The 25,909-nt window shown below is 41.1% G+C and carries 18 protein-coding genes; 1 reads left to right on the top strand and 17 read right to left on the bottom strand.

The genetic code is table 11. The annotated features are described in order from the left end of the window. The first annotated feature begins 215 nt into the window (after positions 1-215). Positions 216-1,817 (top strand): extracellular solute-binding protein, encoded by a 1,602-nt coding sequence (locus HPC67_RS05720; RefSeq protein ID WP_217586497.1) that lies wholly within the window; start codon positions 216-218, stop codon positions 1,815-1,817. Between the two features lie 137 nt (positions 1,818-1,954). Here the strand turns inward: HPC67_RS05720 and HPC67_RS05715 are convergent, their stop codons facing one another. The 17 genes from HPC67_RS05715 to HPC67_RS05635 form a co-directional block, all read right to left on the bottom strand. Further along, positions 1,955-3,613, bottom strand: a complete 1,659-nt coding sequence (locus tag HPC67_RS05715; RefSeq protein WP_217586496.1) for a DUF4091 domain-containing protein — start codon at positions 3,611-3,613, stop codon at positions 1,955-1,957. Between the two features lie 24 nt (positions 3,614-3,637). Next, entirely contained in the window at positions 3,638-5,038 is a 1,401-nt protein-coding gene (locus HPC67_RS05710; protein WP_246569736.1) for a sulfatase family protein, read from the bottom strand. 20 nt (positions 5,039-5,058) lie between these two features. Continuing rightward, positions 5,059-7,143 carry a beta-galactosidase gene (locus tag HPC67_RS05705; RefSeq protein WP_217586495.1) on the bottom strand — a complete coding sequence of 695 codons (2,085 nt, stop codon included), beginning with the start codon at positions 7,141-7,143 and terminating at the stop codon, positions 5,059-5,061. 13 nt (positions 7,144-7,156) lie between these two features. Continuing rightward, on the bottom strand, positions 7,157-8,620 hold the full coding sequence (locus HPC67_RS05700; RefSeq protein WP_217586494.1) for an arylsulfatase: 1,464 nt from the start codon (positions 8,618-8,620) through the stop codon (positions 7,157-7,159). A gap of 104 nt (positions 8,621-8,724) precedes the next feature. Further along, complete coding sequence (locus HPC67_RS05695) at positions 8,725-10,470, bottom strand: glycoside hydrolase family 35 protein (RefSeq protein WP_246569735.1); 1,746 nt, start codon at positions 10,468-10,470, stop codon at positions 8,725-8,727. A 45-nt stretch (positions 10,471-10,515) separates the two neighbouring features. Next, complete coding sequence (locus tag HPC67_RS05690) at positions 10,516-11,133, bottom strand: YesL family protein (RefSeq protein WP_217586492.1); 618 nt, start codon at positions 11,131-11,133, stop codon at positions 10,516-10,518. 55 nt (positions 11,134-11,188) lie between these two features. Continuing rightward, on the bottom strand, positions 11,189-12,073 hold the full coding sequence (locus HPC67_RS05685) for a carbohydrate ABC transporter permease (protein WP_217586491.1): 885 nt from the start codon (positions 12,071-12,073) through the stop codon (positions 11,189-11,191). Between the two features lie 12 nt (positions 12,074-12,085). Then, on the bottom strand, positions 12,086-13,033 hold the full coding sequence (locus HPC67_RS05680) for an ABC transporter permease (protein ID WP_217586490.1): 948 nt from the start codon (positions 13,031-13,033) through the stop codon (positions 12,086-12,088). Positions 13,034-13,097: 64 nt separating this feature from the next. Further along, a complete protein-coding gene (locus HPC67_RS05675) occupies positions 13,098-14,699 on the bottom strand; it encodes an extracellular solute-binding protein (RefSeq protein ID WP_217586489.1) in 1,602 nt (533 codons plus the stop codon). Positions 14,700-14,774: 75 nt separating this feature from the next. After that, complete coding sequence (locus HPC67_RS05670) at positions 14,775-15,911, bottom strand: Gfo/Idh/MocA family protein (RefSeq protein WP_217586488.1); 1,137 nt, start codon at positions 15,909-15,911, stop codon at positions 14,775-14,777. A 333-nt stretch (positions 15,912-16,244) separates the two neighbouring features. Then, the gene (locus HPC67_RS05665) at positions 16,245-17,861 is read right to left on the bottom strand and encodes an extracellular solute-binding protein (protein ID WP_217586487.1); all 1,617 of its coding nucleotides are present in this window, start codon (positions 17,859-17,861) and stop codon (positions 16,245-16,247) included. A gap of 29 nt (positions 17,862-17,890) precedes the next feature. After that, positions 17,891-19,507, bottom strand: a complete 1,617-nt coding sequence (locus tag HPC67_RS05660; RefSeq protein ID WP_217586486.1) for an extracellular solute-binding protein — start codon at positions 19,505-19,507, stop codon at positions 17,891-17,893. Positions 19,508-19,700: 193 nt separating this feature from the next. Beyond that, on the bottom strand, positions 19,701-21,209 hold the full coding sequence (locus HPC67_RS05655) for a sulfatase family protein (RefSeq protein ID WP_217586485.1): 1,509 nt from the start codon (positions 21,207-21,209) through the stop codon (positions 19,701-19,703). A 396-nt stretch (positions 21,210-21,605) separates the two neighbouring features. Next, positions 21,606-22,304 (bottom strand): CpsD/CapB family tyrosine-protein kinase, encoded by a 699-nt coding sequence (locus HPC67_RS05650; RefSeq protein ID WP_217586484.1) that lies wholly within the window; start codon positions 22,302-22,304, stop codon positions 21,606-21,608. Then, positions 22,279-23,040 carry a YveK family protein gene (locus HPC67_RS05645; RefSeq protein ID WP_217586483.1) on the bottom strand — a complete coding sequence of 254 codons (762 nt, stop codon included), beginning with the start codon at positions 23,038-23,040 and terminating at the stop codon, positions 22,279-22,281. Before HPC67_RS05645 ends, HPC67_RS05650 begins: the two co-directional genes overlap by 26 nt. 344 nt (positions 23,041-23,384) lie before the next feature. Beyond that, positions 23,385-24,878, bottom strand: a complete 1,494-nt coding sequence (gene glpK / locus HPC67_RS05640; RefSeq protein WP_217586482.1) for a glycerol kinase GlpK — start codon at positions 24,876-24,878, stop codon at positions 23,385-23,387. A gap of 66 nt (positions 24,879-24,944) precedes the next feature. After that, a complete protein-coding gene (locus tag HPC67_RS05635; protein WP_217586481.1) occupies positions 24,945-25,772 on the bottom strand; it encodes an MIP/aquaporin family protein in 828 nt (275 codons plus the stop codon). Positions 25,773-25,909: the final 137 nt, after the last annotated feature.

Here is a 25,909-nt window from a genome sequence, read left to right as displayed (position 1 = left end):
AAAATCAATGGTTTTGCACGCTACATCTAATGATGAAGAGGGGTTCATCATTAGAACGATGCATCACTGAGAGGGGGTGTTTTCAGGCGTCACGATATGACATTATTGGTGATCGTGTTTGTGTCATTAAAAAACTGTACGACCCACGCTTCTATCGACTGAGCTTTATGACGTTATGTAAGTATCCAGATTAAAAAGGAGTGACAAATTTAAACATGAAAAAAGCATCTATATGGTTATTATTGATTGTGGCGTTAATCACTTTGGCAGCTTGTAATGATACTAAGACCGATTCAGATCAACCCATTATGGACAAGGAAGCCATAGATAATTTGACGGATACCCAATTCCCGGTTGTAAAAGATCCCATAACGGTTAGCATGTTCTCCGCTTCAAATCCCAATCAGGGCGACTGGAATGACATATTCATCTGGAATGAATATGAAGAGATGACGAACATAAAGGTTGAATGGGAGCAAGTACCTAGCTCGACGCTCGAAGAAAAAAGGAATCTCACGCTAGCAAGTAAGGATCTGCCTGATGCCTTTTATGCTTCTGGAATTAATACACTCGATTTATTTAAATATGGTAAACAAGGCACTTTTATTCCATTAAACGATTTAATTGAAGATTACGCACCAAACTTGCAAAAGGTGTTTGAACAATATCCTGAAGTACGTAAAGCAATTACCTTTCCTGACGGTAATATATATGCGTTGCCTACTATACAGGATCCAAAGTTTTTATCGCTTCTCGTAGGTGCACGACCTTGGTTCAATCAAGAATGGTTGGACGAACTCGGAATGGACATACCTGAAACGACTGAAGAATACTATGATTATTTAACAGCTGTTAAAGAAAACAATCCTGGCGGCGATGCTATTGAAGAAATTCCATATGGCGGTCGCTATATTACCGAGTTAATTCGTTGGCTTAGAGGGTCCTTTGGTCTCAGTGAACAAGGCCACACTTACATTGATTTAGATCCGGAAAATGGTGATTTAAGATTTAATCCAATATCCGAAGACTATAAAGCAATGCTTGAGTATATTAATAAGTTGTATGAAGAGAAATTGATTAACCAAAATATCTTCACGATAGAAAATGATCAATTTCTCGCAAATGGTGCAAATGGTATGTATGGCAGCACTGTTTTTTACAGTCCCGATGATACGTTTGGAACAGAGGCTGGTGTCTTCGTAGGCGGCTTACCACTCAAAGGTCCAAAAAGCTATCAATCATTCAGTAAAAGCAATTCTGTCGGAAGAATGGATGGGCTCGTCATTACGAAGGATGCTCAAAATCCTGGAGCGTTAGTGAAATGGCAAGACTACTTTTACACTGAAGAAGGTTCTAGATTTCAATATATGGGTGTAGAAGGCGAAACGTATGTTGAAACTGAAGATGGCTATGAATATGTTGAGGAAATCACGAATAGCCCTAATGGTCTTACCTTAGATGAAGAACTGAGGAAGCGTCTTGCATGGGTTGGCTTATGGCCTCCTGGAATTATGCGCCAAGACTATTTTATGGGATCTGAAACATCACAATCGTCGTTAGATGCAACTGAAAAGCTTAAACCTTATTTATCTGAAGAGTCGTGGCCAAGATTCACCTATACAGAGGATGAAAATCGTGTGCTATCATCTGTTGGCTCGGACATTGAGAAATATGTTGAAGAAATGCGAGACAAGTTTATTGTCGGTGACGTTCCTTTTTCCCAGTGGGATGACTATGTGAATGAAATAGAATCGATGGGGCTTGATGAGTACATGGACGTTCAGCAAAATGCGTACAACCGTTATACCGATCATTAAGACACGATCGCATCAACGAAAAGTGCTGCTAGCATGAATTAGATGAAGTCGTTACGGCTCAAACGTAAAAAATCCGAACCGATTTTTATTAATGAATCGGATTCGGATTTTTCTTGTAACATACTACCTAACGCACCTTATACTGTGATATGCTCTGCAATTTTATGATTGATGACGTCGCGTTTGTTTAATAGCCAGTCTTGTTGTCTTGGATAGTTTTTAAATGTTAATGGCGTGTCGATATCTTCTTCTAACAAGGCAACAACGTTTTCTTTTCCAATCATTCCTTCCAGCAGCTGAAGTGCTCTTAAATCTTGGAGGCCTTCATAAAACACTGCCATTCTGAGCGATTCAATGGGCCCATCCTCTCCTGGGTAGACAAGAAACGCATCACCCGAAGGAAAACCATGTCCAGCATCTGTATGGCGAAAGGGATCAATAGACTTTTTAGAGAACTGTGTATACCAAAAGTTATAGCCCCAATGGAGAAACCCTTTAATATCAAATTTATAAAGTTGGATCCCGATAACGCGATTACGGTAAGAAGGAAATGCGAAGAAGCGATTGGACACATCTTTATATTGTACACAGCAATAATAAGTCCATAGATCAGGAACATCATGCGCCAAAAACGGTTCAATATGATCGTTGGCAGGAATCGGTTGCTTGACGATGCCTTTTTCATAAAACGCATAGTCAGACAACGCATCCATAATTGGATATGCCCCGAGATGGGTTTGGATGATGTCACGCGCACTTTGATAAGACGTTAAATGATCAGCACTCGGTTCATCAGACACATGAAAATAGACTCTGTTATCAAGCTTTTGTTGTTTAATAAATGTAACAAGCTCTGGTAAAAATTGATTTAAAAAGGTTCGATAACTTTCTCTGGCAGTATCTGTATCCCAACCGAAAATTTGTTTTCTAACGCCGTCCTCAACGGCGATAATTTTAGGTGCATGGTAAGCGCCCCATTGTGTAAACAGGTGAGAGAACTCAAAGTATTGGATCCCTCGCTCGGTGCACATGTCGATCCAGCGTAGCAATCTATCAAAAGAAAAATGGTAGTTTTCACCCTTCTTCTCGATGTCAACTAATTGAACGGTTGGCCGTTCCGCTCCAATTGCCGTGTCTAAAGGTGGGGTAAATAACGGTGTTAAAATCATATTAATCCCATTATCAACCGCTGTTTGAACGTATTGATCAATTAATTGCCAATGTTGTTCGCTAAAAATATCAACGTCATATTGATCGGCTAAGCAATCTGTATGGAACCATTGTGTATGAATCAGCTGTTGCTCAGGTAGCTTCAGTGGAATAATCGTTAGTGAAAACGTTTCTGTTGCCAAATGGTGTCCTGACGGTGATGTAAAATGAACATCAATGTTATGGACACCTGGCGTTACGTATTCATTAACAGAAACTGTAACCCATAATGAACGCCATTGATTAGAGAAGGCTGTTATTCCTTCCTCGGTTATCGGATAAAGCGGATCGGGGTAGAGCCCGGGTGTCGACCGCAATACATCGTCATCATGATCGTGATAACACGGAAATTCTGATGGAACAAGGCCGACGGTTCTAATCTGAATCGCTTCTTTTAAATCTGATTGAGCCGTCACTTGAATGTGCTTCATTAAGGGGCCCGTTACCCGATAAGCAATTTGAAACGAAAAACGTTCTCCTAAGAGGGCAGACCCCTTAATATAAGGCGATTCATATAGATCTTGATCTGGAAATACCTTTGTTAATGAACTCAGGCATGTCGTTTCTAACTGAGCTTGAATTGCCATCCTCATCCTCCTTTTCCTACTCATTTATTTAGGATCTACAAACGCTTTTTTGCCCTTTCCGTTAATACCTGCAAGGCCAATTTGACCTAGCCCTGAGACTGGTTGACGTGTGCCATCAATTGCAGCGTCAGCATAGGTGTAAAACCATTCTTCAAGATCGCCTCTCATTTGTTTTACAATCTGTTCACAGTCTGTGTCATCAATGCGATTATGCCTTTCACCCGGATCGTCTATTAAGTCATACAGCTCATGCGGGCCATATGGATATCGATGGATGTACTTCCATTCCTTCGTTCGAATCATCCGAACGGGTCCATACTCATCGTAAATCACAACATTGTCTCTCTCCTCTATAGCATCACCTTGAAGTACTGGTGAAATGCTTCGACCAGGCAAGTGTTCTGGGGTGAAATGCATTAAACCTAAATAGTCCAATAATGTTGGCAGTACATCATAACCGCTCACGAGTTCGTCACTCACGATATGCTCAACAATCGTTCCAGGGTGGCTCATGATCGCAGGTACTTTCACTGACGTATCATACATATTTTGCGGAAACGTACCATTCCCTTTCCCCCATATGCCATGATGGCCACAATTAAAGCCATTGTCGCTTAAAAAGACAATCAGTGTATCGTTACGTATGCCCTCCTCTTCCAATGTGTCAATAATACGGCCAATGTTAGCGTCCATAGCTGTAACAGCAGCAAAATAGCCTTTCAAATGCTCTCTCGGCTGATCACGTCCAGGTGCTGTAGGAATTGTCCAGGGATGCAGGGGCTCCTGTGGACAGGACTCAAACAAACAGTCATCATATAATGCGACAATGTCTTCCGGATGTTGGCCAATCCACGGGTCATGTGGTGCTGTATAATGCACACTGAGGTAAAATGGATTTTCTCCGTGAGCATGTTCCTTAATAAATTGAATCCCATCATCTGTAATGACGTCCGTTAAATAGTCCTCCTCTACGACCAGTTCTCCATTTCTAACCATCCTTGCGCCATAATAAGGCCCACCACCTTTTTCATGTACGAACCAATGCTTAAAGCTTTTCTGTGGTGTTTGACTATCGCCTAAATGCCATTTGCCACTTATGCCGCACTCATAGCCATGTTCTGCTAAAATATCTGTCAAACCTGTTTGTCCTGCTAAATATTCAATCGCATGTTCCCCCGTATTCCCCCCGCTTATCCAGTCGTGAACACCGTGTTGCGATGGCATCTTCCCTGTAAATAACGATGCCCTTGCTGGTGAACAAACTGGAGACGTACAGAAGAAATTTTCAAAACGGATGCCTGATTCGGCCAGGCGATCTAAATTTGGCGTGCGAATCTCGTCGTTTCCAGCACACCCCATTGCCCAGGCGCCTTGATCATCTGATAGCATAAATACGATATTCGGCTTCTTGCTCTTTTGTTTCAAGTTCCTTCACTCCCTTTTCATCAATTAATAGGGCTCTTCAGTATCGAAACACCGAATGGTGAAAGCTCGATTGCTGCATTGACAACTGCGCCACTCAACACATTTATATAACTCCCATTATCCAATTCTACTAGTTTGTTTTCTTCGCTGAAATTCAATAAGAAAATATAATTGTTCTGTCCATCAGTTCGTTTTTGTGCTGTCACACCTTCAGGAAGGCTAGCATTGACGACACCTTTTATATCGATTTCTTTGATCAATTTCCCGTAGAAATCACTATGAAATGATGGCTTATTTCTTGAAGCAATATAATATGCTTTGCCTTTGCCAAATTGATTAACGGTCACTGCTGGTCTACCAGCATAAAAGTCTGATTGATATGCGGCCAACACATCAGCGCCTTCCGAATGGATTAAATCGCAAAGCTCATATGCTGTGTAGTCACCTGCCAGTTCCAAGTGATTGTCTGGTGCCATATGAATCGAATTCGTTTGACCATCATGTAAGCCATCAATTTCTTCTGACCATATCCCGAGTGTTTTCCGGAGAGGTCCTGGAAAACCGCCTAAAAAACATAGATCATGTTCATTAACGATCCCAGACCAATACGTTGTGACAAACGTGCTACCTTGTTCGACAAACCGTTCTATTTTTTCACCGACGCCTGCCTTCACCATATAAAGCATCGGTGCAACGACGAGCTTGTACTTTGATAAATCTTGCTCCATATCGATCATATCAACAGATATGCCCCGTTCCCAAAACGCTTGGTAATGCGTTCTAACCGTTTCTTCATATTTAATACCGATATTCCGAGGACCTTGTGCATCATTGATCGCCCATCTGTTTTCGGTATCAAAAACAATCGCCACCTCGGCTTCAACCGTTGTGCCGACGATATCGTCTAATTGCTCGAGGATAGTACCAACTTGTGTGACGTCCTTAAAAACACGTGTATGTTCATGCCCTACGTGATCAACCACTGCGCCATGAAGCTTCTCACTCGCCCCTCTGCTCTTTCTCCACTGAAAATACTGGACAGAATCTGACCCGTGGGCGACCGCTTGTAATGAAGCCAATACGTGCATGCCTGGTTTTTTTAGCCTGCTAACCTCCTGCCAGTTTGTAGCGCTCGGCGTGCTTTCCATTAATAAAAACGGTTGACCATTTTTTAATGTACGGAACCAGTCATGATTCATCGCCGTATGAGCCGCCACCTGCTTGTAATCCGTGTTGTCATGCCACGTCGGATAAGCATCCCAAGAAACGAAATCAACTTCTTTAGCAAATTTGGCATAATTTAAGCCATCGAACAGCATCATGAAGTTCGTATTAACTGGAATGTTTGGATCCACTGCTTTAAATGGTTTGATCTCATGACGAAAGAAATCAATTGTCTGATCGGTCACAAATCGCTTCCAATCTAAATTCAAACCATGGACCATCATTTCTCCATGTGGGGCAGGCGATTCAATTTGCGACCAGCTTGTATACGTATGGCTCCAAAAAGTCGTCCACCATGCTTCGTTTAACGCATCCAGTTCTTGATACGTATCCTGTAACCAGTTTCTGAAGGCATGTTGACAGGCCTCACAATGACAATCACCACCGTACTCATTTGATATATGCCAGCCAATAACTGCTGGATGGTTTGAATATCTATTGGCCAGCTTTTCATTTATCAGGCCGATCTTCTTTCGATAAATAGGTGATGTCAAGCAATGATTGTGGCGATGTCCGTGCAGATTACGAACTCTATTAGAACTGACTCGCAACACTTCAGGATACTTTTCTGACATCCAAGCTGGTCTCGCGCCACTTGGCGTAGCAAGAAATACAAAAATACCGTTTTCTGAAAGTCGATTTAGGATGTGGTCGAGCCAATCAAACTCAAATTGACCTTCTTGCGGCTCTAATGTTGACCAGGAAAACATGCCAATAGACATGACGTTACAATGAGCTTGTTTCATTAATCGAATGTCTTCTTCAAGAATGTCAGGTGATTTTAACCATTGCTCCGGGTTATAATCCGCTCCGTGCAGTAAGAAAGGGGTTTTGTCGCTAATCGGATTAAATGCTTTAAAACGATGTTCAGACTGCTCCATTTTCACGTCTCCTTTAAGATCCAATATGACTAAGTGTTGCTTTGACAGGTTGGCCTACGATGAGTGATGTTCCATCAGAGTAGCCTTCTTCTCGGTCCTTTGTTTCATATATGAGCTGTTGACGCCGCTCGTCGATTTTCTTGGCATAGTTTGGGTCGGCAATGGCGTCATATGTTTCTTGTGGATCGTTTGTTAAATCAAAAAATTGCTCTCTTCCTGTTTGTGAGAACCAAATATATTTATCCTTTCCATCAGTAATATAGTGAAAGGATTCCTTTCCGAAGGCATGTTCACCATGAATATAAGAGCGCCAATGGGGTATGTCGTTATCCCCCTTACAGAGCGGTATAACACTTTTGCCATCAACCGTATCCGGAATAGAGATGTCTGCTGCATCGAGGAGTGTTGGCATAATATCCCGCATTTCTGTTACATGGTCAGCAGTCGAATTTTTTTGTAGGTGCACGTTATTGCCAGGATCTGCAAGAATGAATGGGACGTTAGCACTCCCCTCATATGGTAGTGACTTACGGAATAAATGATGGTCTCCGAGCAATTCGCCATGATCCGACGCAAACAATATGACCGTGTTGTGATACACACCGTATTCCTGCATGGCATTGATAAAGCGCCCTATTTGATGGTCAATGTGGGTAATTAACGCATAATACGCTGCCTGCGCCCGTGTAAGGCGGTGCTTCGGAACAATACCTTTTGACGTGATCGGGCTTAAACCAGACCGGCTATCATCAGTTTGATCAGCCCAATCCCCCACTGGCGGCTCTGGCATTTCGAGGTCTTTATACATGTCATAAAACACTTCCGGCGGATCAAATGGTGGGTGTGGGCGCACATAAGACATCTTCAAAAAGAATGGCTTTGTTGAATCACGCCGCCGTAAAAAATCAATGGACTGGGTCGTTACCCAATTTGTCGGATGAAGTTCTTCGGGTAAATGCCACGGCCGGGCAACAGTTGACGAATTACAATCAAGTCCTAAATCCGTTAAGTCTACGTGACTACCAGCCTTTTCTCTTAGCCAGTTTAAGTAATCATCTGTATAGCCTTGTGACTCCAGCGTCGTCGTATGATGTTTAAAACGGCTGTAATGCATATACCCGTCATGTAATTGGACATTATGAAAACCACATAAATTTCTTGTCGGATACACATGCATTTTTCCGATACTTTGTGTATGGTAGCCTGCTTTCGTAAATTCACCTGCAATCGTATGTTTATACTGCCACGGGACTTTATCCTGATAACCAACCCTACCTGTCTTCGCCTGTGACATACCTGTTAGAACTGAAGCCCGTGCTGGGACGCAGGAAGGCGTCGCAGAATAAGCATTGCTGAATAAAACTCCGTCACGTGCTAATTGATCTAGATTTGGCGTATCGACGACAGGATGATCTAATATGCTTAAGCAATCAGCTCGCATTTGATCGACCATGATGAGCAAAACATTCGGTTTCATTTCGATTACACTCCTTTTCTTTCTCGTACATGTCTCTTAAAATTTTAGAGCATACTCAATAACACTATGAAACCGCTTTAAAATGCGATCTCATAGTGTTTTATTTAGCCTAGCTTATGTTCATCAATTAACGCAACCGTGTCGTTGTCATGATCATGTAGTTCAAATATAACAAGCTCGTTTTCGCCTTGCTTCAATAATGGACCAGGCAAGTAAAGGGTTTCCTGTGGACCAATTTCCCAGTACCTTCCTAGGTTAAAGCCATTTATAAAGACGACCCCTTTTTTCCAACCGGGTAAATCAACGAATGTATCGCCGACCTTGTCTACTTCAAACGTTCCACGGTAAAACCTTGGAGAATGGCTCTGAGCAACATCCGATGGTTTGAAGCTGAGCTGGTCAATATTGTCTAACGGCAACGTATAAATTGTCCAATCAAATAAAAATTGATAGTGGAGACGAACACCACGCGTGATACCCTTAACATCGTAGAGCTGAGCCCCGTAATTGATACGTCCCATGTTCTCAACAAGAAGTTCTAGTGTTGCACCTTCTTCAGGCACTTCAATATCAACCGTGTGATTGTCCCACCGATCGATAACACCTACATACTGGCGGTTTACAAACACCAAGGCACGATCTCTCACGTCCTGAATCGTTAATGGTGTTTTTTCTTTCGGACCTTTTATAAACGTACGATACAATGTGAAACCGTAGTTCTGCCCCAATTCTTCCATCGTTTCAGGATTCGCTCTATGTACACATTGACCAATCTCGTCTAGTACATCAAATAAACGGACAGACTGATTCAGCTTGACAGCTCCATAGTTTATTTTGGGAATTGGCTCTGGCAAAACGAGTTCACCTAGATCTTTATGCTTTGCGACAACATCTCGGACCGCATAGAATTTTGGTGTAAGGTCCCCTGCTTCACTAAGTGGGCAGTCATAGTCATAGCTTGTAATGGTCGGTTCATATTGCTTTCCATGGTTTGCGCCATTGTAAAATCCAAAGTTGGTTCCACCATGAAACATATAGAAGTTAACGGAATCACCGTTTTCAAGCATATTCGAAAAGGTTTGTGCAGCATCTTGTGAATCACGTCTATGGTGCTCCTCGCCCCAATGATCAAACCATCCATTCCAATACTCCATCACGATATTAGGGGTGTTAGGAAAATGCTGTTGTAATTTGTCAAAAGCCAATTGTGGCCTCGATCCGAAATTAATCGTTGCAAGCACATCCTCAACCGTACCACCTTCAAGCATCAAGTCGGTAGGACCATCAGATGTAAATAGTAAAACATCAATTCCTCGTGCAATCATGCCATCTCGCAGATGTTTTAAATAGGCTTTATCATTCCCGAAGCTGCCATATTCGTTTTCAACTTGCATCGCTATAATTGGACCACCATTCGTCGACAACAGAGGACGCAGCTTTTCCAACAGCACATCATAATAGCGATCTACTTTATCCAAATACGGTTTATAATGAGAACGGACACGCATATTACGATCGGCAAGCAACCATGCTGGTAAGCCCCCAAATTCCCACTCTGCACATATATAAGGGCTCGGACGAATAATAACGTGCAAGCCAACTTGACTTGCAATGTCAATAAACCGTTCTATATCAGCAATTCCTGAGAAGTTAAATTCCCCTTCTTTTGGTTCATGGAGATTCCAAGGCACATACGTCTCAACACAGTTAAAACCACATGCCTTCATTTTTAATAAACGATCTTCCCAGTACTCTGGTACAACCCGAAAATAGTGTATCGCTCCCGAAATGAGTTGTATTGGTTCATCGTTAAGAAATAATTCTTTACCTTGTACGGTCAGTTTAGACAACCAATTTTCCCCCTTTGTCATTTATGTGCATGTATTTAATTTAACTCAAGCACTAACTTCCTCATAAGCTGGGAATGTTTTCGAAATCCCCCACGTTAAAATAAAAGCTGTCACACTACCACCAAAGAAAAACACCAGAACTGGAACCGTCATCGTCGCCACGTATAACAAAACATTTGTCACGACAGCCAAAAACACTGTTAAAATCGGATGACTCATTCCAATGGCGAAGGCCCACTTGATATAGGAAAATGACTTCAAGTCAAAATGGGCATATATCGGAAAAACATACATCGCAACGATAAAATATAATAAAAATTGAGCGATCACACCGAAGCTCGCAATATAATAAACGACGCTTTCCTGTGTTCTTAAAATGCTGAACTCAATATAGATGATGTAACCGACCGCTGCTAAAATAAAGCCTAACCCCATGACTTTCCAAAACTCTTTTTTATAGATCGTCCAAAATGTTTTAAATACTGGGATGTCGTCATCACCAGAAACCCACTTCCTGACAACACCAAACATCGCTGCTGTTGCTGGTGCAAAGCCAAAGATGATCAAGCCAGCAAGGGTGAATGCTATCCAAAGGAGATTGATATATGCCAGGCGTGTAATCCATTCTGCGACCCGATAAAATCCATTTGCAAATCCATTCATGTCGTAAAAACCTCCTTAGGATAGATGAACATTTAATTTATTTTCTCAAGCTCATTTATTCTTTAACAGAACCGATTAAAACACCTTGTACAAAGAATCGTTGTACAAATGGATAAACCATAATGAGCGGTAACGTTGATACAATCATAACCGCATATTTGATCTGCGCAGCGATTTTGACCTGATCAGCAAACGAGCCGGCACTTCCAGCGATTTCTTGTACACCTTCACCCGTACTCATCTCGTTAAGAACTAAAATCTCTCGCAGAATTAACTGTAACGGAAATAGATTTCTATCAGATAAATAAATTAAAGCGGAGAAGTACTGATTCCATAATCCAACACCGTGGAACAACGCCATAACCGCGATAATTGGCACCGATAAAGGCAAAGCAATTTTATAAAATATATAGAAATCAGAGGCGCCGTCTATCTTCGCGGCTTCAACCAACTGATTCGGTATATTCTGTTGAAAGAAAGCACGTGCAACAAGAACAGACCAGGCACCTAGTGCACCAGGAATAACAATAGCCCACATCGTATCGAGCATGCCAAGATTTTTGACGACCAGGTACGTTGGGATCATGCCGCCATTAAAGAGCATTGTGAACAAAATGAACCACAAAATTCCTGTTTTCCATCTCACTTCAGGTCTAGACAGTGCATACGCACAAGGAAGTAAGAGCACTAAATGCACTAGAATTCCGACAACAACATATATAATTGTGTTGCGGTACCCCATCCATATGTCTTTGTTTTGAAAGACCATCTTAAACCCGTCTAACGTAATATCAACCGGCCATAACCACATCTTCCCCGTGCTGACTGCAGCCGGATCACTAATGGATGCACTTATTACGAATATCAACGGATAAACGATAATAAGCACAATGATACTAACAAATATCTTATTAAGTATATCAAACGTTTTATCGGACATGTGCTCTCCCCCTTACCATAAGCTATTGTCACTAACTTTTCTGGCTAAATAGTTCGCTGAAACGAGGACGATGATGTTAATAGCTGATTCAAATAGTCCTACAGCTGTTGAAAAACTATACTGTCCTTCTAGAATACCTGTTTCATAGACAAATGTTGCGATAATATCGGATGTTTCTGAGTTTAAGTTATTCTGTAAAAGTAAGACTTTTTGGAAGCCGATCGCCATAAAGTTACCCATGTTCAAGATGAATAACACAACGATTGTCGGCATTATAGCTGGAATATTAATGTGCATAATCCGTTGGAGCCTTGAAGCCCCATCTACTTTAGCTGCCTCTAACAATTCTGGGTTAACACCAGCTAAAGCCGCTAAGTAAATAATCGTTCCCCAGCCTAATGATTGCCATTGGCCTGACCATACGAAAATATGTCGGAACCAGTTAGGATCTGTCAAGAAGTTCTGTGACGTCCCACCAAAGAATTCAATAATGTGGTTTACAAGACCTGTAATCGGATCCAAAAATGCGACAATCATACCTACAACAACAACTACAGATATGAAGTGCGGCGCATATGTTAACGTCTGAGACCAACGCTTGAATTTACCATAGCTCAGTTCATGTAAAGCGAGGGCAAAGATAATTGGTAGCGGGAATAATAACAGTTCATAAAGACTTAAGATCAATGTGTTTTTAAGCAATCGCCAAAAGTAATATGAATCAAAAAATCGCTCAAAATGCTCAAAACCAACAAAAGGGCTGCCCCAGAATCCTAGGTTGGCGATATAATCTTTAAAGGCAATTTGTACCCCATACATCGGTATATAGTTAAATATGATAAAATACGTTATTGCTGGCATTAAAAGTGCATATACTTGCCAATTTGCTCCAAAGTGCTTTTTGAAATTTTGCCGTCTGCTTGTCGTTAAAGCGTGGTCAGCTGCGTTTTTCGTAGCCATAACTTCCCCTCCTTGGACAGTACCGGTACAAAGGGGCACAACGCCCCCTCATACCCGTCAATGATTATTTAAGTTGTCTTTCAAGTGCTGCTTCTTTAATCTCTAAATAATCCTCCAATCCCATGTTCTCAATTTCAGCGACATACGCATCCCATTTGGACAACGGTTCAGCACCAGAGATAAATTTATCCGTCATCTCACCAACATACTTTTCAATATCTGTACCGAAGCCTTGCAGCTGATTGATTTCTTCTTTCGTATACGTTAATGTCGGCCAAATTTTATCGTCATCAATCATATCAGGCTCCAATTTATCGGACGCCTCAAGTGATTGTGGTGCATTTGCTACACCCTGGAAGAATTTCTCGTTAACCATTGATGGGAAGCCACCGCCAGGGAACGTTAAATATTTCGCAATTTCCTCTTCAAATGTTAAACCATCTTCGCTTTGTGTAATATGGTCCATAAATTGAATGCTGCCATCATCAGCCTTTTCAAACGTTTCTCCTTCTACGCCCATAAAGAATAGTTCCATTCCTTCTTCGCCGTAGAAATAGTCAATCCATCTCACTGTTGAAGCTGGATTTTCATTTTCATTTGTAATGACGAATGCACCTGGACTTTGTACAGGATCGCCTATTTTCGTTAAGAGCTTGTCACCATGCGGTCCTTCTAAAGTCGGCATCCCGATATAGTTGCCACCATTTTCTTTGGAGGCCACTTCCTCAGGTGCAAACCAGACAACGCTTCCATATTTGCCATCACCTAAGTTTGTAATAAATTGGTGATGATCGATAGAGAAAATGTTGTTCTCGATTAACTCCTCGTCGTATAGCTTGTGGACGTATTCGAGCATCTCTTTATAGTCATCTGATACAGGGTAAAAGCGGATATCACCTGTTTCGGGATCTTCATCGATATATGAGTTGGACCCACCTCGGGTTGCTAAACCAAATGATCCTAACAAATACTGTGTTAATGTACTAATATAAGGTCCACCAAACGGAACCTCACCTAAATCATTTTTTACGGCTGTCAAAAATTGATAGAATTCATCCGTCGTTTGCGGCATATCCATCCCTAATTCATCAAGCCATTTTTTATTAATAAATGGACGGGCTTGAATCCGATGTGACGCAAACTCGGGGTCACTGATGAGCGGGAAAGAATATATGTTGCCATCAGGCATCGTAATCGCATTTCTAATCACGGGGTGATCATCTAAAATCTTCTTGAAGTTAGGGGCGTATTTGTCGATTAAATCATTTAACGGAATAAACACACCTTGTTCCCCATACTTCGCAATATCAGATAAGCCTAGTTGAGCGCTATGAAATGCATCGGGTAAGGAGCCACTTCCTAGAGCTAAGTTACGTTGTTCAGCAATGGAATCATGCGGCACCATTTTCCACTTGATATCCATATTGGTGCGTTCTTCATATTCATTAAAAACTAACACATCATTCCAATCGGGATTCGTCGCGGGTGCCTGACCAGCAAAAAATTCCAAACTAATCTGCTCTTCAACGATCGGCATCCCTGTTTCATTTAAATTCTCTAATTCTTCATCAGTTGGCCCCTCAAAGCTTTGCTGTTCTGCTTTACCACATGCTGTTAAAAACACCCCAAATACAATGATGATCATTAATAATCTTGTAACTCTCATTGAATACCCCCCAAATTTGTATATGAATGAAAGAGAAAGACAAATATCGATTAATTTCGCAAACAACGTGCAGAATTATTCAGGACGGCTTACATCAACGACCTGTCCATTGTTTCGAATGGATTCAGTTGCCGCACATCCTGTAGCGACACTCATACGACCATCTAAAGGCGTCGGGATAGGTTGTTTATCATAGAGTACGAGATCAATAAAGTCTTGGCATATAACTGGATCAGCCCCACTATGACCACCTTCAGCCGGTTTAATATCATAGACTTGATCGGAAAATTCTTCCCACGAATTTGACTTTCTCGTTTTAACATATACTTTTCCATCTGGCTCGGAATTTTCCATACGACCTTTTGTTCCAATAAATGTATAGTTACGGTGATAGTCAGGTGTGAAATGACATTGCAAATAAGATGCTTTAATGCCATTCTCTAATTCCATAATGACCACATTATTGTCCTCTACATCTATTTCGTCTCTGTATGCGCATTCAATTAATGTATGAGGGCTGGCTTCAGTACATGTATCTCGCACGTCACACGTCGGACACGTTAAATCATTCGGTTTGTTCCCCCCAAAGAAGTCCAAGCTTCCGAATGCAGAGACACGCTTCGTATATGACCCTGTAATCCAATGAATAATATCAATGTCATGTGAGCCTTTTTGCAGCAATAGAGATGTTGTATTTTCTTTGAGCGCATGCCAATCGTGATAATAAAAATAACCACCGTAGCCTACAAAGTGGCGGACCCAAACAGCTTTAATATCACCGATGATGCCGGAGTCAACAATGCCTTTCATCGTCTGAAACATACGCATATATCTCATGTTGAATCCGACCATCAAATGTTTTCCAGTTTCTTCTGCTGTTTTAATAATGTGGTCACAGCCTTCATCTGTAATGGCCAGTGGTTTTTCGCAATACACATGCTTTCCAGCTTTCAATGCAGCAACGGCATGTTCTTCATGTAAATGATCAGGTGACAATATGGCTACAGCGTCAACATCGTCCCTTTCGAGTAATTCTTTGTAGTCCGTCGTTGTAAAGCAATCAGGTGCAATCGTTTCTTTAAACTTCGTCAACCGATCACGCTTAATCTCAGCTACACCTGTTACAATTGAATCTCCGTCAGGATTATGCCAGTGTTTGGCAATGTTACTTCTAAGTCCGGCACCTATGACACCTATTCTGACTTGTTTCATTTTGCGTACACTCCTTTATTCGTCGATAGTTTCAACCATGCGCTTATACGATTGCGCTTGTCTGAAAATTCACTGATAAAAACGTTTACATTAAATCGATTACGTAATACCCTGTTATTGCAAACACCTAATGTAAACTGATCATTGGAAGGGCTTACTACAACACCATTACTAATAATCAAAAAACTTCAAAAGCACCTTCTGTGTGTACTTTATTAAATTAACTTACTTTTATATTAGCAAGTACATCTTTTAAAGTCAATAATATCTTTTAATGGTTTTTAACATTTAGTGGATGATAAAAAAAGGGAGGAAGATCCCCCCTACATTCAATTACTGTTCAACTTGTCTTTCGATTGCGGTAACCTTAATATCCATATAATCGTCTAGTCCCATTTTTTCCAGTTCGCCTATATATGCGTCCCATTTAGAAAATGGCTCAGTACCTGAAATGAATTTATCGCGCATTTCAGCAACGTATTTTTCGATGTCGGCTCCAAATCCTTGCAGATCTTTATTTTCTTCCTCAGTATGAAGAATCGATGGCCAAGGATCCTCAACTAAGTCAGGCTTTACTTTTTCCGCTGCTTCGACTGATATGTCTGAGCTTTCAGCACCTCTAAAGTAATTTTCCTTTAACATGGTCGGAAATCCGCCACCAGGGAATGTTAAAAATCTTGAAACCTGTTCGGAAAATGATAAGTCTTTATCTCCTAAAACTTTATCAGTATATTCGACTTCTCCATCTGCATTATACTCGAACGTTTCGCCTTCAATCCCCATGAAATACATTCTGATCCCGTCTTCCCCATAGAAATGGTCAATCCATCTCACCGTAGAGGCTGGGTATTCATTTTCATTTGTGATGGCAAACGCTCCTAGACTTCTGACAGCACCTTTTAGATTCACAAACATCTTATCTCCGTCCGGGCCTTCTAAAGCAGGAACACCCGTATATTTACTACCGACTTCTTCTCCCATTACCTGTGTTGGGCTGTACCAAACTGTACTACCGTATCTGCCTTCTGAAGAATTGGCTAGATACTGATCATGCTCAATGGAGAAGATATTTTGTTCAATTAAGCCTTCACTATACAGTTTATTCAAGTACTCTAACAACGCTTTATAATCATTCGATACTGGGTAAAAACGATAGTCATTTGTATCTGGATCTAAATCAACGTAGCCACTCTGAGATCCTTTATTCGCAACCCCAAAGGCACCTCTTAGGTTCGCGTAAAAATGATCCATTGTAGGTGCGCTAAATGGCACCTCTTCTACCTCGCCATTGCTTGGTCCCTGCTCTTTAACCGCTTTCAAATACTGATAAAACTCCTCTGTTGTTTCGGGCATATCCATCCCTAGCTCATTTAACCATTCTTCATGAATATAAAGCATTGGGGCTGTACGATAGGCTAGGAAATCTGGATCACCCATCGTCGGAAATGCATATATGTTACCATCAGGCATTGTAATTGATTGTTCGATCTCAGGATATTCTTCCATTAACGCCTTGAAGTTCGGTGCGTAGTCTTCAATTAAATCATTAAGTGGAATCAATACACCTTGATCACCGTATTTCATTAACGTCGAGCTGCCCATAAATGTACTATGAAAAGCATCCGGTAAATTACCGCCACCAAACGCTAGGTTCAGCTGTTCATTAACCGATTCATGTGGCACCATCTTCCAGTTAATATCAATATTTGTCATATCCTCGTACTCGTTAAAGATCATAACGTCATTCCAATTTGAATTCGAAGCAGGATCATGTCGCGCAAAGAACTCAAGGGTAATCTTTTCCTTCACAATTGGAAGATCAGTTTCATTTAGATTTTCCAGTTCCTCATCGCTCGGACCTGTGAACTCCGTATTAGCCTCTTTGCTACAGGCTGATAGCATTATGGAACTTGCAACTAAGATTATGAGTAAGAATTTTAGTTGTTTCATAGTTAATCCGCTCCATTCTTTGTTGTAATTTATTCATCATACTGCCTTTCAATCGCATCAATCTTAATGTCCATATACTCTTCTAAGCCCATTTTTTCTAGTTCATTGACATAGTTGTCCCACTCTGAAATCGGCTCAGCACCTGATATGAATTTCTCCCTCATTTCACTTACATATTTCTCAATGTCCGTACCGAATCCTCTGAGTTGATCATTTTCTTCTTTTGTATGTGGCATACGAATCCAACGGTCCTCAGCCAAATTTTGACCTAGCTTTTCAGCAACAGCTAATGATTCTGGTGAACTTTCGGCACCTAAAAAGTATTTCTGACTCGTCATGGACGGAAAGCCACCACCTGGAAAGGTAAGATACTTTGCAAGCTCCTCCTCAAAGGAAAGCCCTTCTTTACTATTCATTATGTGGTCCTTATAAGCAATATTGCCGTCTTCATCTTCTTCGTACGTTTCTCCCTCAATACCCATGAAGAAAAACTTAAGTCCTTCATCACCGTAAAAATAGTCAACCCATCTAACAGTTGCTGCTGGATTTTCATTTTCACTCGTAATAGCAAAGGCACCTGGATTCAATACAGTATCATACAACGTCGTCCACATTTTATCGCCATATGGACCTTCAAGTGCAGGCATACCTACATATTGACTTCCAACCTCTTTACCCATGATTTGCGTTGGGCTATACCATACAATGCTGCCATATTTTCCAGCAGCTGAATTCGCTAAGTATTGATGGTGGTCAATTGTAAAAATGTTTTGTTCGATCAATCCTTCACTATACAGCTTGTTCATATATACGAGAAGGTCTTTGTACTGATCAGCAATTGGGAAGAACCGATAGTCGTTCGTTTCCGGATCAATGTCGAGTAGCCCACCCGATGAGCCCTTGTTTGCAAGTCCAAATGACCCCAATAAATACTGATATAGCGATGTTATAGAAGGACCGCCAAATGGAACTTCATCTACGGTACCATTGCTTGGAGATTCATTCTTTACTGCTTTTAAATAAGTGTAATAGTCTTCAATTGTTTCTGGCATTTCCATACCTAGCTCATCTAGCCATTCTTTATTAATAAAAGGCTTAGGTCCCATTCGATACGATAAAAAGTTTGGATCACTCATTAATGGGAGTGAGTAGATATTACCATCAGGCATCGTTATAGAATTCTTTACTTCTGGATAGTCCTCTAATATCTTTTTAAAATTAGGAGCAAACTCATCAATTAAATCATTAAGAGGAATGAGAACCCCTTGCTCACCATATTTCATTAAATCTGAAGCGCCTATTGATGCACTATGAAAGGCATTGGGTAAGTTGCCTCCACCAAAGGCTAGATTCCTTTGTTCTGCTAACGTTTCGTGAGGAACCATCTTCCAGTTGACTTTAATATTGGTCATGTCTTCATATTCATTGAATATCATAACGTCATTCCAGTTCGGGTTCGTTGCAGGAGCTTGGCCAGCGAAAAAGTCTAACGTAATTTCATCCTTTACAATAGGGAAATTAGCTTTATTAAGGTTTTCTAATTCTTCTTCCGTTGGACCGGAGTACTCTTCCGTAGCTTTCTTTCCACAAGCTGCTAACAAAATGAATACGAGCATACTTACTAATAGAAGCTTTACATACTTCATAGAAATCTCCCCCTTTTTTGAAATATTTCCCCCATTTTTTTATACCAACGTTGTTACAACAGTGTCCTAGCATAGCTCACTTGTGTTGACCGCAACGCCCCCTTTCAATGCTGCGCTTTTTTATCCAAAAGAAAGCCTTTACATATTCTTCATTTATAAAGACTTTCTGGATTTCATCACTTGATTCTCTTACCTAAGCCCCCCAAATTCTCGGCATAGGCATAGACTCTTTACCAAGCTCAGCCCAAATGTATTTGAGTAATAGGTCTTGCTTTAACGCCTGATAATCGGGATTGTCCCATAAATTATCAAATTCACCCGGGTCCTCTTGCAAATCAAATATCTCACCGTATGTTTCGTTGTAATATACGGTGATCTTATACCGTTCATCAACATATGTCTTTTGATGAATGGCGGTAGGCTCATGGCGGAATTCACAAATAACATGATCTCTAGCAGCATCTTTATTTCCTAACCAAACACTACTTTGATCAACGCCTGTCATATGGTGGGGAACATGGATACCCGCCAACGTTAAAAATGTCGGAGCTAAATCAACAAGTGACTGCATTGCAGTCGAAATGCGACCAGCTGGCACGTTTCCAGGATAGCGGACAATGAATGGTAATTTAATTAAATCCTCATAGTGAAAGCCGCCCTTTGCCTGCAATCCGTGTTGTCCAAAAAAGTGACCGTGATCAGTCGTAAAGACGACAATTGTTTCATCCGCTATCCCTAGCTCATCCAGCTTATCGAGTATTTTTCCGATGTATTTGTCCATCATGCTAACCATTCCGTAGTAGGTTGCAGTAATGCGTTTATGGCGTTCCTCTGATATTTTGTGAGAATGATAACCATGGGCGCCTTTTTTTGTTTCATTGTAATAAGAGAAATCTGGATCTTCTTCTTGCGTCATCTGGAAATGTGGTGGATTTTTATCGTGCTCACCATCAACACCTTGAGGGATTGTCAATTGTTCCGGATCATACATCGTATCCCAAGGTTCTGGTATTAAGTATGGTGGATGTGGATCAAAAAAGCTTGCCCACATAAAAAACGACTCGTCATTCTGAACGTAGGATTCCATTTTGAGATTTGTTCGTTCTGCAATCCACGTATTATAGTGGTATTCTTCAGGGATTGGCCATTTATGTTCGATCGTTCGATCCATTGTGCCAGTCGGACTAACAAAATAATCACGCCAATTCATGCACCCTTTTTCTTCCAACCAAAGAGCATAGTGCTGACCTACATGGGCTTCATTTGTATGATTTCGTGCCAATTCGGTATGTTCAAACCCATAAAACGGTTCATTAAAACGCTTCCAAAATTCGAGATCTTGTAATAATGGATATGATTCCAATGATGGATACTCCTCAGTTGCACGTAGGGGCTGAAAATGGGCTTTACCAATAAGAGCGGTTCGATAACCATTTTCACTGAAGTCCTCACCTACTGTATGCCGATCTTCCATAAGCTTTGTCCCCAAGGTCCATGCCCCATGTTGACTCGGATATAACCCAGTAATGATTGAAGCACGTGATGGTGTACACGTTGGATTGGGACAATAAGCACGGGAAAAAGTTGTGCCTTCTTGAACAAGCCGATCTAAATTTGGCGATGAAATTTCCTCGTTAAACGCACCGATCGTATCAAAATGCTGCTGATCACTTGTTATCAGTAGAATGTTTGGCTTTCTCATTGTGATCCTCCTATAGTTTTAAATATATATGTTACTTAAGTTAATTAATGTATAATGGCTAATCATATGATACCTTTTAAATTTTTAGACATGTAACCGCGTTCAAAATGATTAACAAGAAAAACAAGGATATATAAAAAGATATGTTAGCCTTATAACGCCATATAACTAAGTTCTTATATCGACCACGATCACTAATAACAGAATTAGATAATTAGTTAAATTAATTTTGTTAAATTATACAACTACATGAGCTCTCTTGTCAAACGATGTTTATTTTTTCTGTCATTTATAATTAACATATTAGATGTGGACGTTTTGATAAGCGCACACAAAATAAAAAAGCAGCTTAAGCCTCAAAAATCATGAGACGCAAGCTGCCTTTAATAGTTTCTATTATGTTCCGTAGTAATAGTAGTAGTTTGAATTCTTAGCCTCTACATCGTTTAATACCGTTCCAAGTATTTTCGTGTCGCCTGCACTAAGCAGCTCAACAGCTTTTTTAGCACCTTCTGTGTCTGTTACTTTACTTCTTACAACGAGTAATGCACCATCACATTGGTTTGCAAGAATTTGTGCGTCCGTAACCGCCAGAACTGGTGGTGTATCAAAAATAATCATATCATATGACTGTCTAGCGTGCTGAATCAATGCCTTCATACGCTTTGAGCCGAGTAACTCAGAAGGATTCGGCGGAATTGGACCACAAGACATGACTTCTAAACCCGGCACGTCTGTCATACTAATCGCATCTTCCAAGTTCGATTCACCAACCAAGACGTTGCTCAAACCTGATAAATTGTTCAAACCAAATGTGTAGTGAACAGTTGGCTTACGCAAATCGGCATCAATGAGCAAAACTTTTTTATCTTGCTTGGCATAAACAACTGCAAGATTTGCGGCTGTCATTGACTTACCTTCACCTGGTCCTGATGATGTTAGCATAATCGTTTGCATGTTTTCATCAACAGATGAAAACTGTAAATTTGTCCGGATCGTTCGGTATTGTTCGCTAACAGGTGAACGCGGGTTTAATTTGGTAATGAGGGCGCGTGCCGTTTTATTATTTTTAAACCGATCTTTTTTGCGGAACATGCCCTTTCCCCCTCTCACGTCTATTGGCAGACGGAATATTACCTCTTAATTCACTTTCTGACACATGGGTAACAATACCTAACACAGGTAATTTTAAATGCTTTTCAATATCTTGTTCAGTTTTAACGGTTGTATCAAGGTATTCAAGAAGGAATGCGAGTCCTACACCGACCATGCCACCGAGCACAATTGCAATCGCAATGTTTAATAGCGGCTTTGGTGATACTGGGGTCGGATCGGCTGCTGTCTTTGCTTCTGACAGAACACTAACATTATCAACCCCATTCATTAAAACAGGGATTTTTTCTTGGAAAACTTCTACAACTGTATTAGCTATTTCTGTCGCCATCGAACTGCTCGGGTCTGTCGCAGTTACCGTGACCACTTGAGAGTTTTGCTCACTAGAGACTTGAATTTTCTCTCCCAAAACCCCTGATGAATAAGGTAGGTCTAAATCAGCAACGACATCATCAAGAACAGCGGGGCTTTTAATAATGACATTATATGTACTAATCAGTTCTAAGTTCGTTCGAATATCATTAACATTATATTGTGCTGTTGGATCTTGTTGCCCTTGATTTACAATAAATTGAGAGGTAGACTGATAGGTTGGTGTTAATACAAAATAACTAATCCCAGCAGCAATCAGCCCTGCACCAATCACTAAACTAATTATGAGGAGCAGCCGTTTCTTTATGACGACAAATATCTCCTGCAATGAAATCGTTTCTTCCATGAATGTACCTCCGTTTTGTTTCTTCAACTTATGCCATCTTTTAACAATAACTATGAGTATATCATATTGATAGATGAAAAGATGCTTATTTTATGTAAAAAATGCCCTACTCTTTATTTCGACATTATACAAGAAATTATAACATAAATGAGAAAATCTAGTTATAATTTATCTATTATTTATGTCAATAGACCAAATAGATTATATGACAACTCAGAAGACACACGAAAGGAGCCAACTTCACATTAGCCCCTCCGATAAAGATATGGTCACACAATATAAGCTGGGTCAACTACACCGAGTTAAATACTCACACAACTTTGCTCAATTATATTTTACTTCATTTATTTAAAAACCCGTGTCGCCTCTACTGCTTTTTGCCAGCCTTTATATAAGTCATCACGTATGTCATCTGTCATCGTATGTTCAAATGTTTTTTCGTTTTTCCACTGTCCTGCAATGTCCTCTTTACTTTCCCAAAACCCAACCGCAAGTCCGGCTAAGTAAGCAGCACCTAACGCTGTTGTCTCTTGTATAACTGGGCGTTCAACCGGTACACCTAGCAAGTCACTTTGGAATTGCATAAGAAAATCATTTTTTACAGCGCCACCATCTACTCGGAGTGTCTTTAAGTTAATACCAGAATCGGCACTCATCGCATCGACGACATCTTTCGTTTGATATGCGAGTGACTCTAACGTTGCCCGAATAAAGTGAGACTTCGACGTACCGCGCGTTAAGCCGAATATCGCACCCCGCGCATTACTATCCCAATGTGGTGCACCGAGGCCAACAAAAGCCGGCACCATATAAACACCGTCTGTAGAAGAGACCTGCGTCGCAAACAATTCGCTCTCTGGTGCATCCTCTATAAGCTTAAGTCCGTCACGTAACCATTGAATGGCAGACCCGGCAACAAATATACTTCCCTCCAGTGCATATTCCACTTTACCATCAATTCCCCAGGCAAGTGTCGTTAACAGCCCGTGCTCTGATGTTACCCCTTCATCACCTGTATTCATTAACATAAAACAACCCGTACCATACGTGTTCTTCGCCATACCCTTTTCAAAACACCCTTGTCCAAATAAGGCTGCCTGCTGATCACCAGCCATTCCAGCTATCGGAACTTCATGTCCAAAAAAGTGGTACTGAATTGTATGCGCATACACTTCGGAGGAAGGTCTCACGTCTGGAAGCATGCTTTTTGGAACACCTAAAATATCAAGCAGTTCATCATCCCACTTAAGCTCATGAATATTGTACATAAGTGTACGTGATGCATTGGAATAATCAGTTACATGGGCTTTGCCACCAGATAGCTTATAGACGAGCCACGTATCAATCGTACCGAACATTAAATCGCCACGTTCAGCTTTTTCCCGAGCACCATCTACATGATCAAGAATCCATTTAACCTTTGTACCGGAAAAATACGGATCAAGCAAAAGCCCTGTTTTGCTCCGGAACAATTCATTGTATCCTTCTTGACGTAACGCCTCACAAATATCCTCTGTTTGCCGCGACTGCCAAACAACTGCTTTATGGATCGGTCTTCCGGTATGTCGATCCCAAATAACCGTCGTTTCCCGCTGATTTGTGATGCCGATTCCAGCGATATCCACAGGTGCAACATCGGCGATGCGCAACGCTTCTGCAATACAAGCTAGAACGGATGTCCAAATTTCATTCGCATCGTGTTCAACCCAGCCTGGTTGGGGAAAGAATTGCTCGAACTCTCTTTGAGCTGTACCGACAATGTCACCATTGTGGTTGAATATGATCGCTCGCGAGCTTGTTGTTCCTTGATCCAAGGCTAAAATATACCGTTTACTCATGTATATAACCTCCCTTTATATCTTTCGTGTTTCAATACTGATGTACCCTTATATGGAAGTAGGCATTTAAGCCACGCCATTTTTCCCTGTTTGTTTTGCACCATTATGCGACATCTGGCTCATCACTGCAATCACAACAATCACGCCTACGATCGCACTCATGATCCAAAACAGTGTTGTATACGAATTCTGAAAAATGGACTGATAAAAAAGCGTGCCATAGACACCACCAATGATAGGACCAACAACAGGAATCCATGCATAGCCCCAATCAGAGCCACCCTTACCAGGAATCGGCAAAAACGCATGAGCAAGTCTCGGTGCTAAGTCACGCGCAGGATTAATCGCAAACCCTGTAGGTCCACCTAGCGACATGCCAATTGAAACGATTAACAATCCGATTAATAACGGATTCCAGCCCTCTGTATATTCATTTGCTCCGATAAACATAATGCCTAATAACAAGATAAATGTTGCAATAATCTCTGTTAGCAAATTCGATAACGGATGACGAATAGCAGGCGCCGTAGAAAAAACGCCCAGCTTAACAGCCGGATCTTCTGTTTTGCGCCAGTGAGGTAAATAATTCAGATAAGCAATGAATGCTCCTAAAAACGCCCCAATCATCTGCGCAATCACATACATCGGTACCTTTTCCCACGGAAACTCACCAGCAGAAGCTAGTCCAACTGTAACCGCTGGATTAATATGAGCACCTGAGACACTTCCGACGGCATATACCGCCATCGCAACCGCCAAACCCCATGCGACCGTCACAACAATCCATCCTGCACCTTCTGACTTATTACGCTTTAACGTAACACCTGCTACGACGCCTGATCCAAGTATCATTAGGATCATCGTGCCAATCACTTCAGCCATAAACTCTGTCATTCCATCCACTCCTTTTTAGGTAGAAAGAAAACAACCATTTAGAACATGTATACCATGTTCATTATGAAAGTATGCCAAAAAGTATAGATGACTTTTCACTTCAGAATGTTGGAGCATCTTTTCACATGGTGGAAAAA

It is taken from the genome of Lentibacillus saliphilus, assembly GCF_019093865.1.
Classification (GTDB): Bacteria; Bacillota; Bacilli; order Bacillales; family Amphibacillaceae; genus Lentibacillus_B; species Lentibacillus_B saliphilus.
Note: the sequence above shows the minus strand (reverse complement) of the source record. Positions and strands in the feature narration are given on the sequence as shown.

Bases quoted from the DNA above. Each gene is read 5' to 3' on its own strand.
- HPC67_RS05720 (WP_217586497.1), top strand. From the start codon at position 216: ATGAAAAAAGCATCTATATGGTTATTATTGATTGTGGCGTTAATCACT.
- HPC67_RS05715 (WP_217586496.1), bottom strand. From the start codon at position 3,613: ATGGCAATTCAAGCTCAGTTAGAAACGACATGCCTGAGTTCATTAACA.
- HPC67_RS05705 (WP_217586495.1), bottom strand. From the start codon at position 7,143: ATGGAGCAGTCTGAACATCGTTTTAAAGCATTTAATCCGATTAGCGAC.
- HPC67_RS05700 (WP_217586494.1), bottom strand. From the start codon at position 8,620: ATGAAACCGAATGTTTTGCTCATCATGGTCGATCAAATGCGAGCTGAT.
- HPC67_RS05690 (WP_217586492.1), bottom strand. From the start codon at position 11,133: ATGAATGGATTTGCAAATGGATTTTATCGGGTCGCAGAATGGATTACA.
- HPC67_RS05685 (WP_217586491.1), bottom strand. From the start codon at position 12,073: ATGTCCGATAAAACGTTTGATATACTTAATAAGATATTTGTTAGTATC.
- HPC67_RS05680 (WP_217586490.1), bottom strand. From the start codon at position 13,033: ATGGCTACGAAAAACGCAGCTGACCACGCTTTAACGACAAGCAGACGG.
- HPC67_RS05675 (WP_217586489.1), bottom strand. From the start codon at position 14,699: ATGAGAGTTACAAGATTATTAATGATCATCATTGTATTTGGGGTGTTT.
- HPC67_RS05670 (WP_217586488.1), bottom strand. From the start codon at position 15,911: ATGAAACAAGTCAGAATAGGTGTCATAGGTGCCGGACTTAGAAGTAAC.
- HPC67_RS05665 (WP_217586487.1), bottom strand. From the start codon at position 17,861: ATGAAACAACTAAAATTCTTACTCATAATCTTAGTTGCAAGTTCCATA.
- HPC67_RS05660 (WP_217586486.1), bottom strand. From the start codon at position 19,507: ATGAAGTATGTAAAGCTTCTATTAGTAAGTATGCTCGTATTCATTTTG.
- HPC67_RS05655 (WP_217586485.1), bottom strand. From the start codon at position 21,209: ATGAGAAAGCCAAACATTCTACTGATAACAAGTGATCAGCAGCATTTT.
- HPC67_RS05650 (WP_217586484.1), bottom strand. From the start codon at position 22,304: ATGTTCCGCAAAAAAGATCGGTTTAAAAATAATAAAACGGCACGCGCC.
- HPC67_RS05645 (WP_217586483.1), bottom strand. From the start codon at position 23,040: ATGGAAGAAACGATTTCATTGCAGGAGATATTTGTCGTCATAAAGAAA.
- glpK (WP_217586482.1), bottom strand. From the start codon at position 24,878: ATGAGTAAACGGTATATTTTAGCCTTGGATCAAGGAACAACAAGCTCG.
- HPC67_RS05635 (WP_217586481.1), bottom strand. From the start codon at position 25,772: ATGACAGAGTTTATGGCTGAAGTGATTGGCACGATGATCCTAATGATA.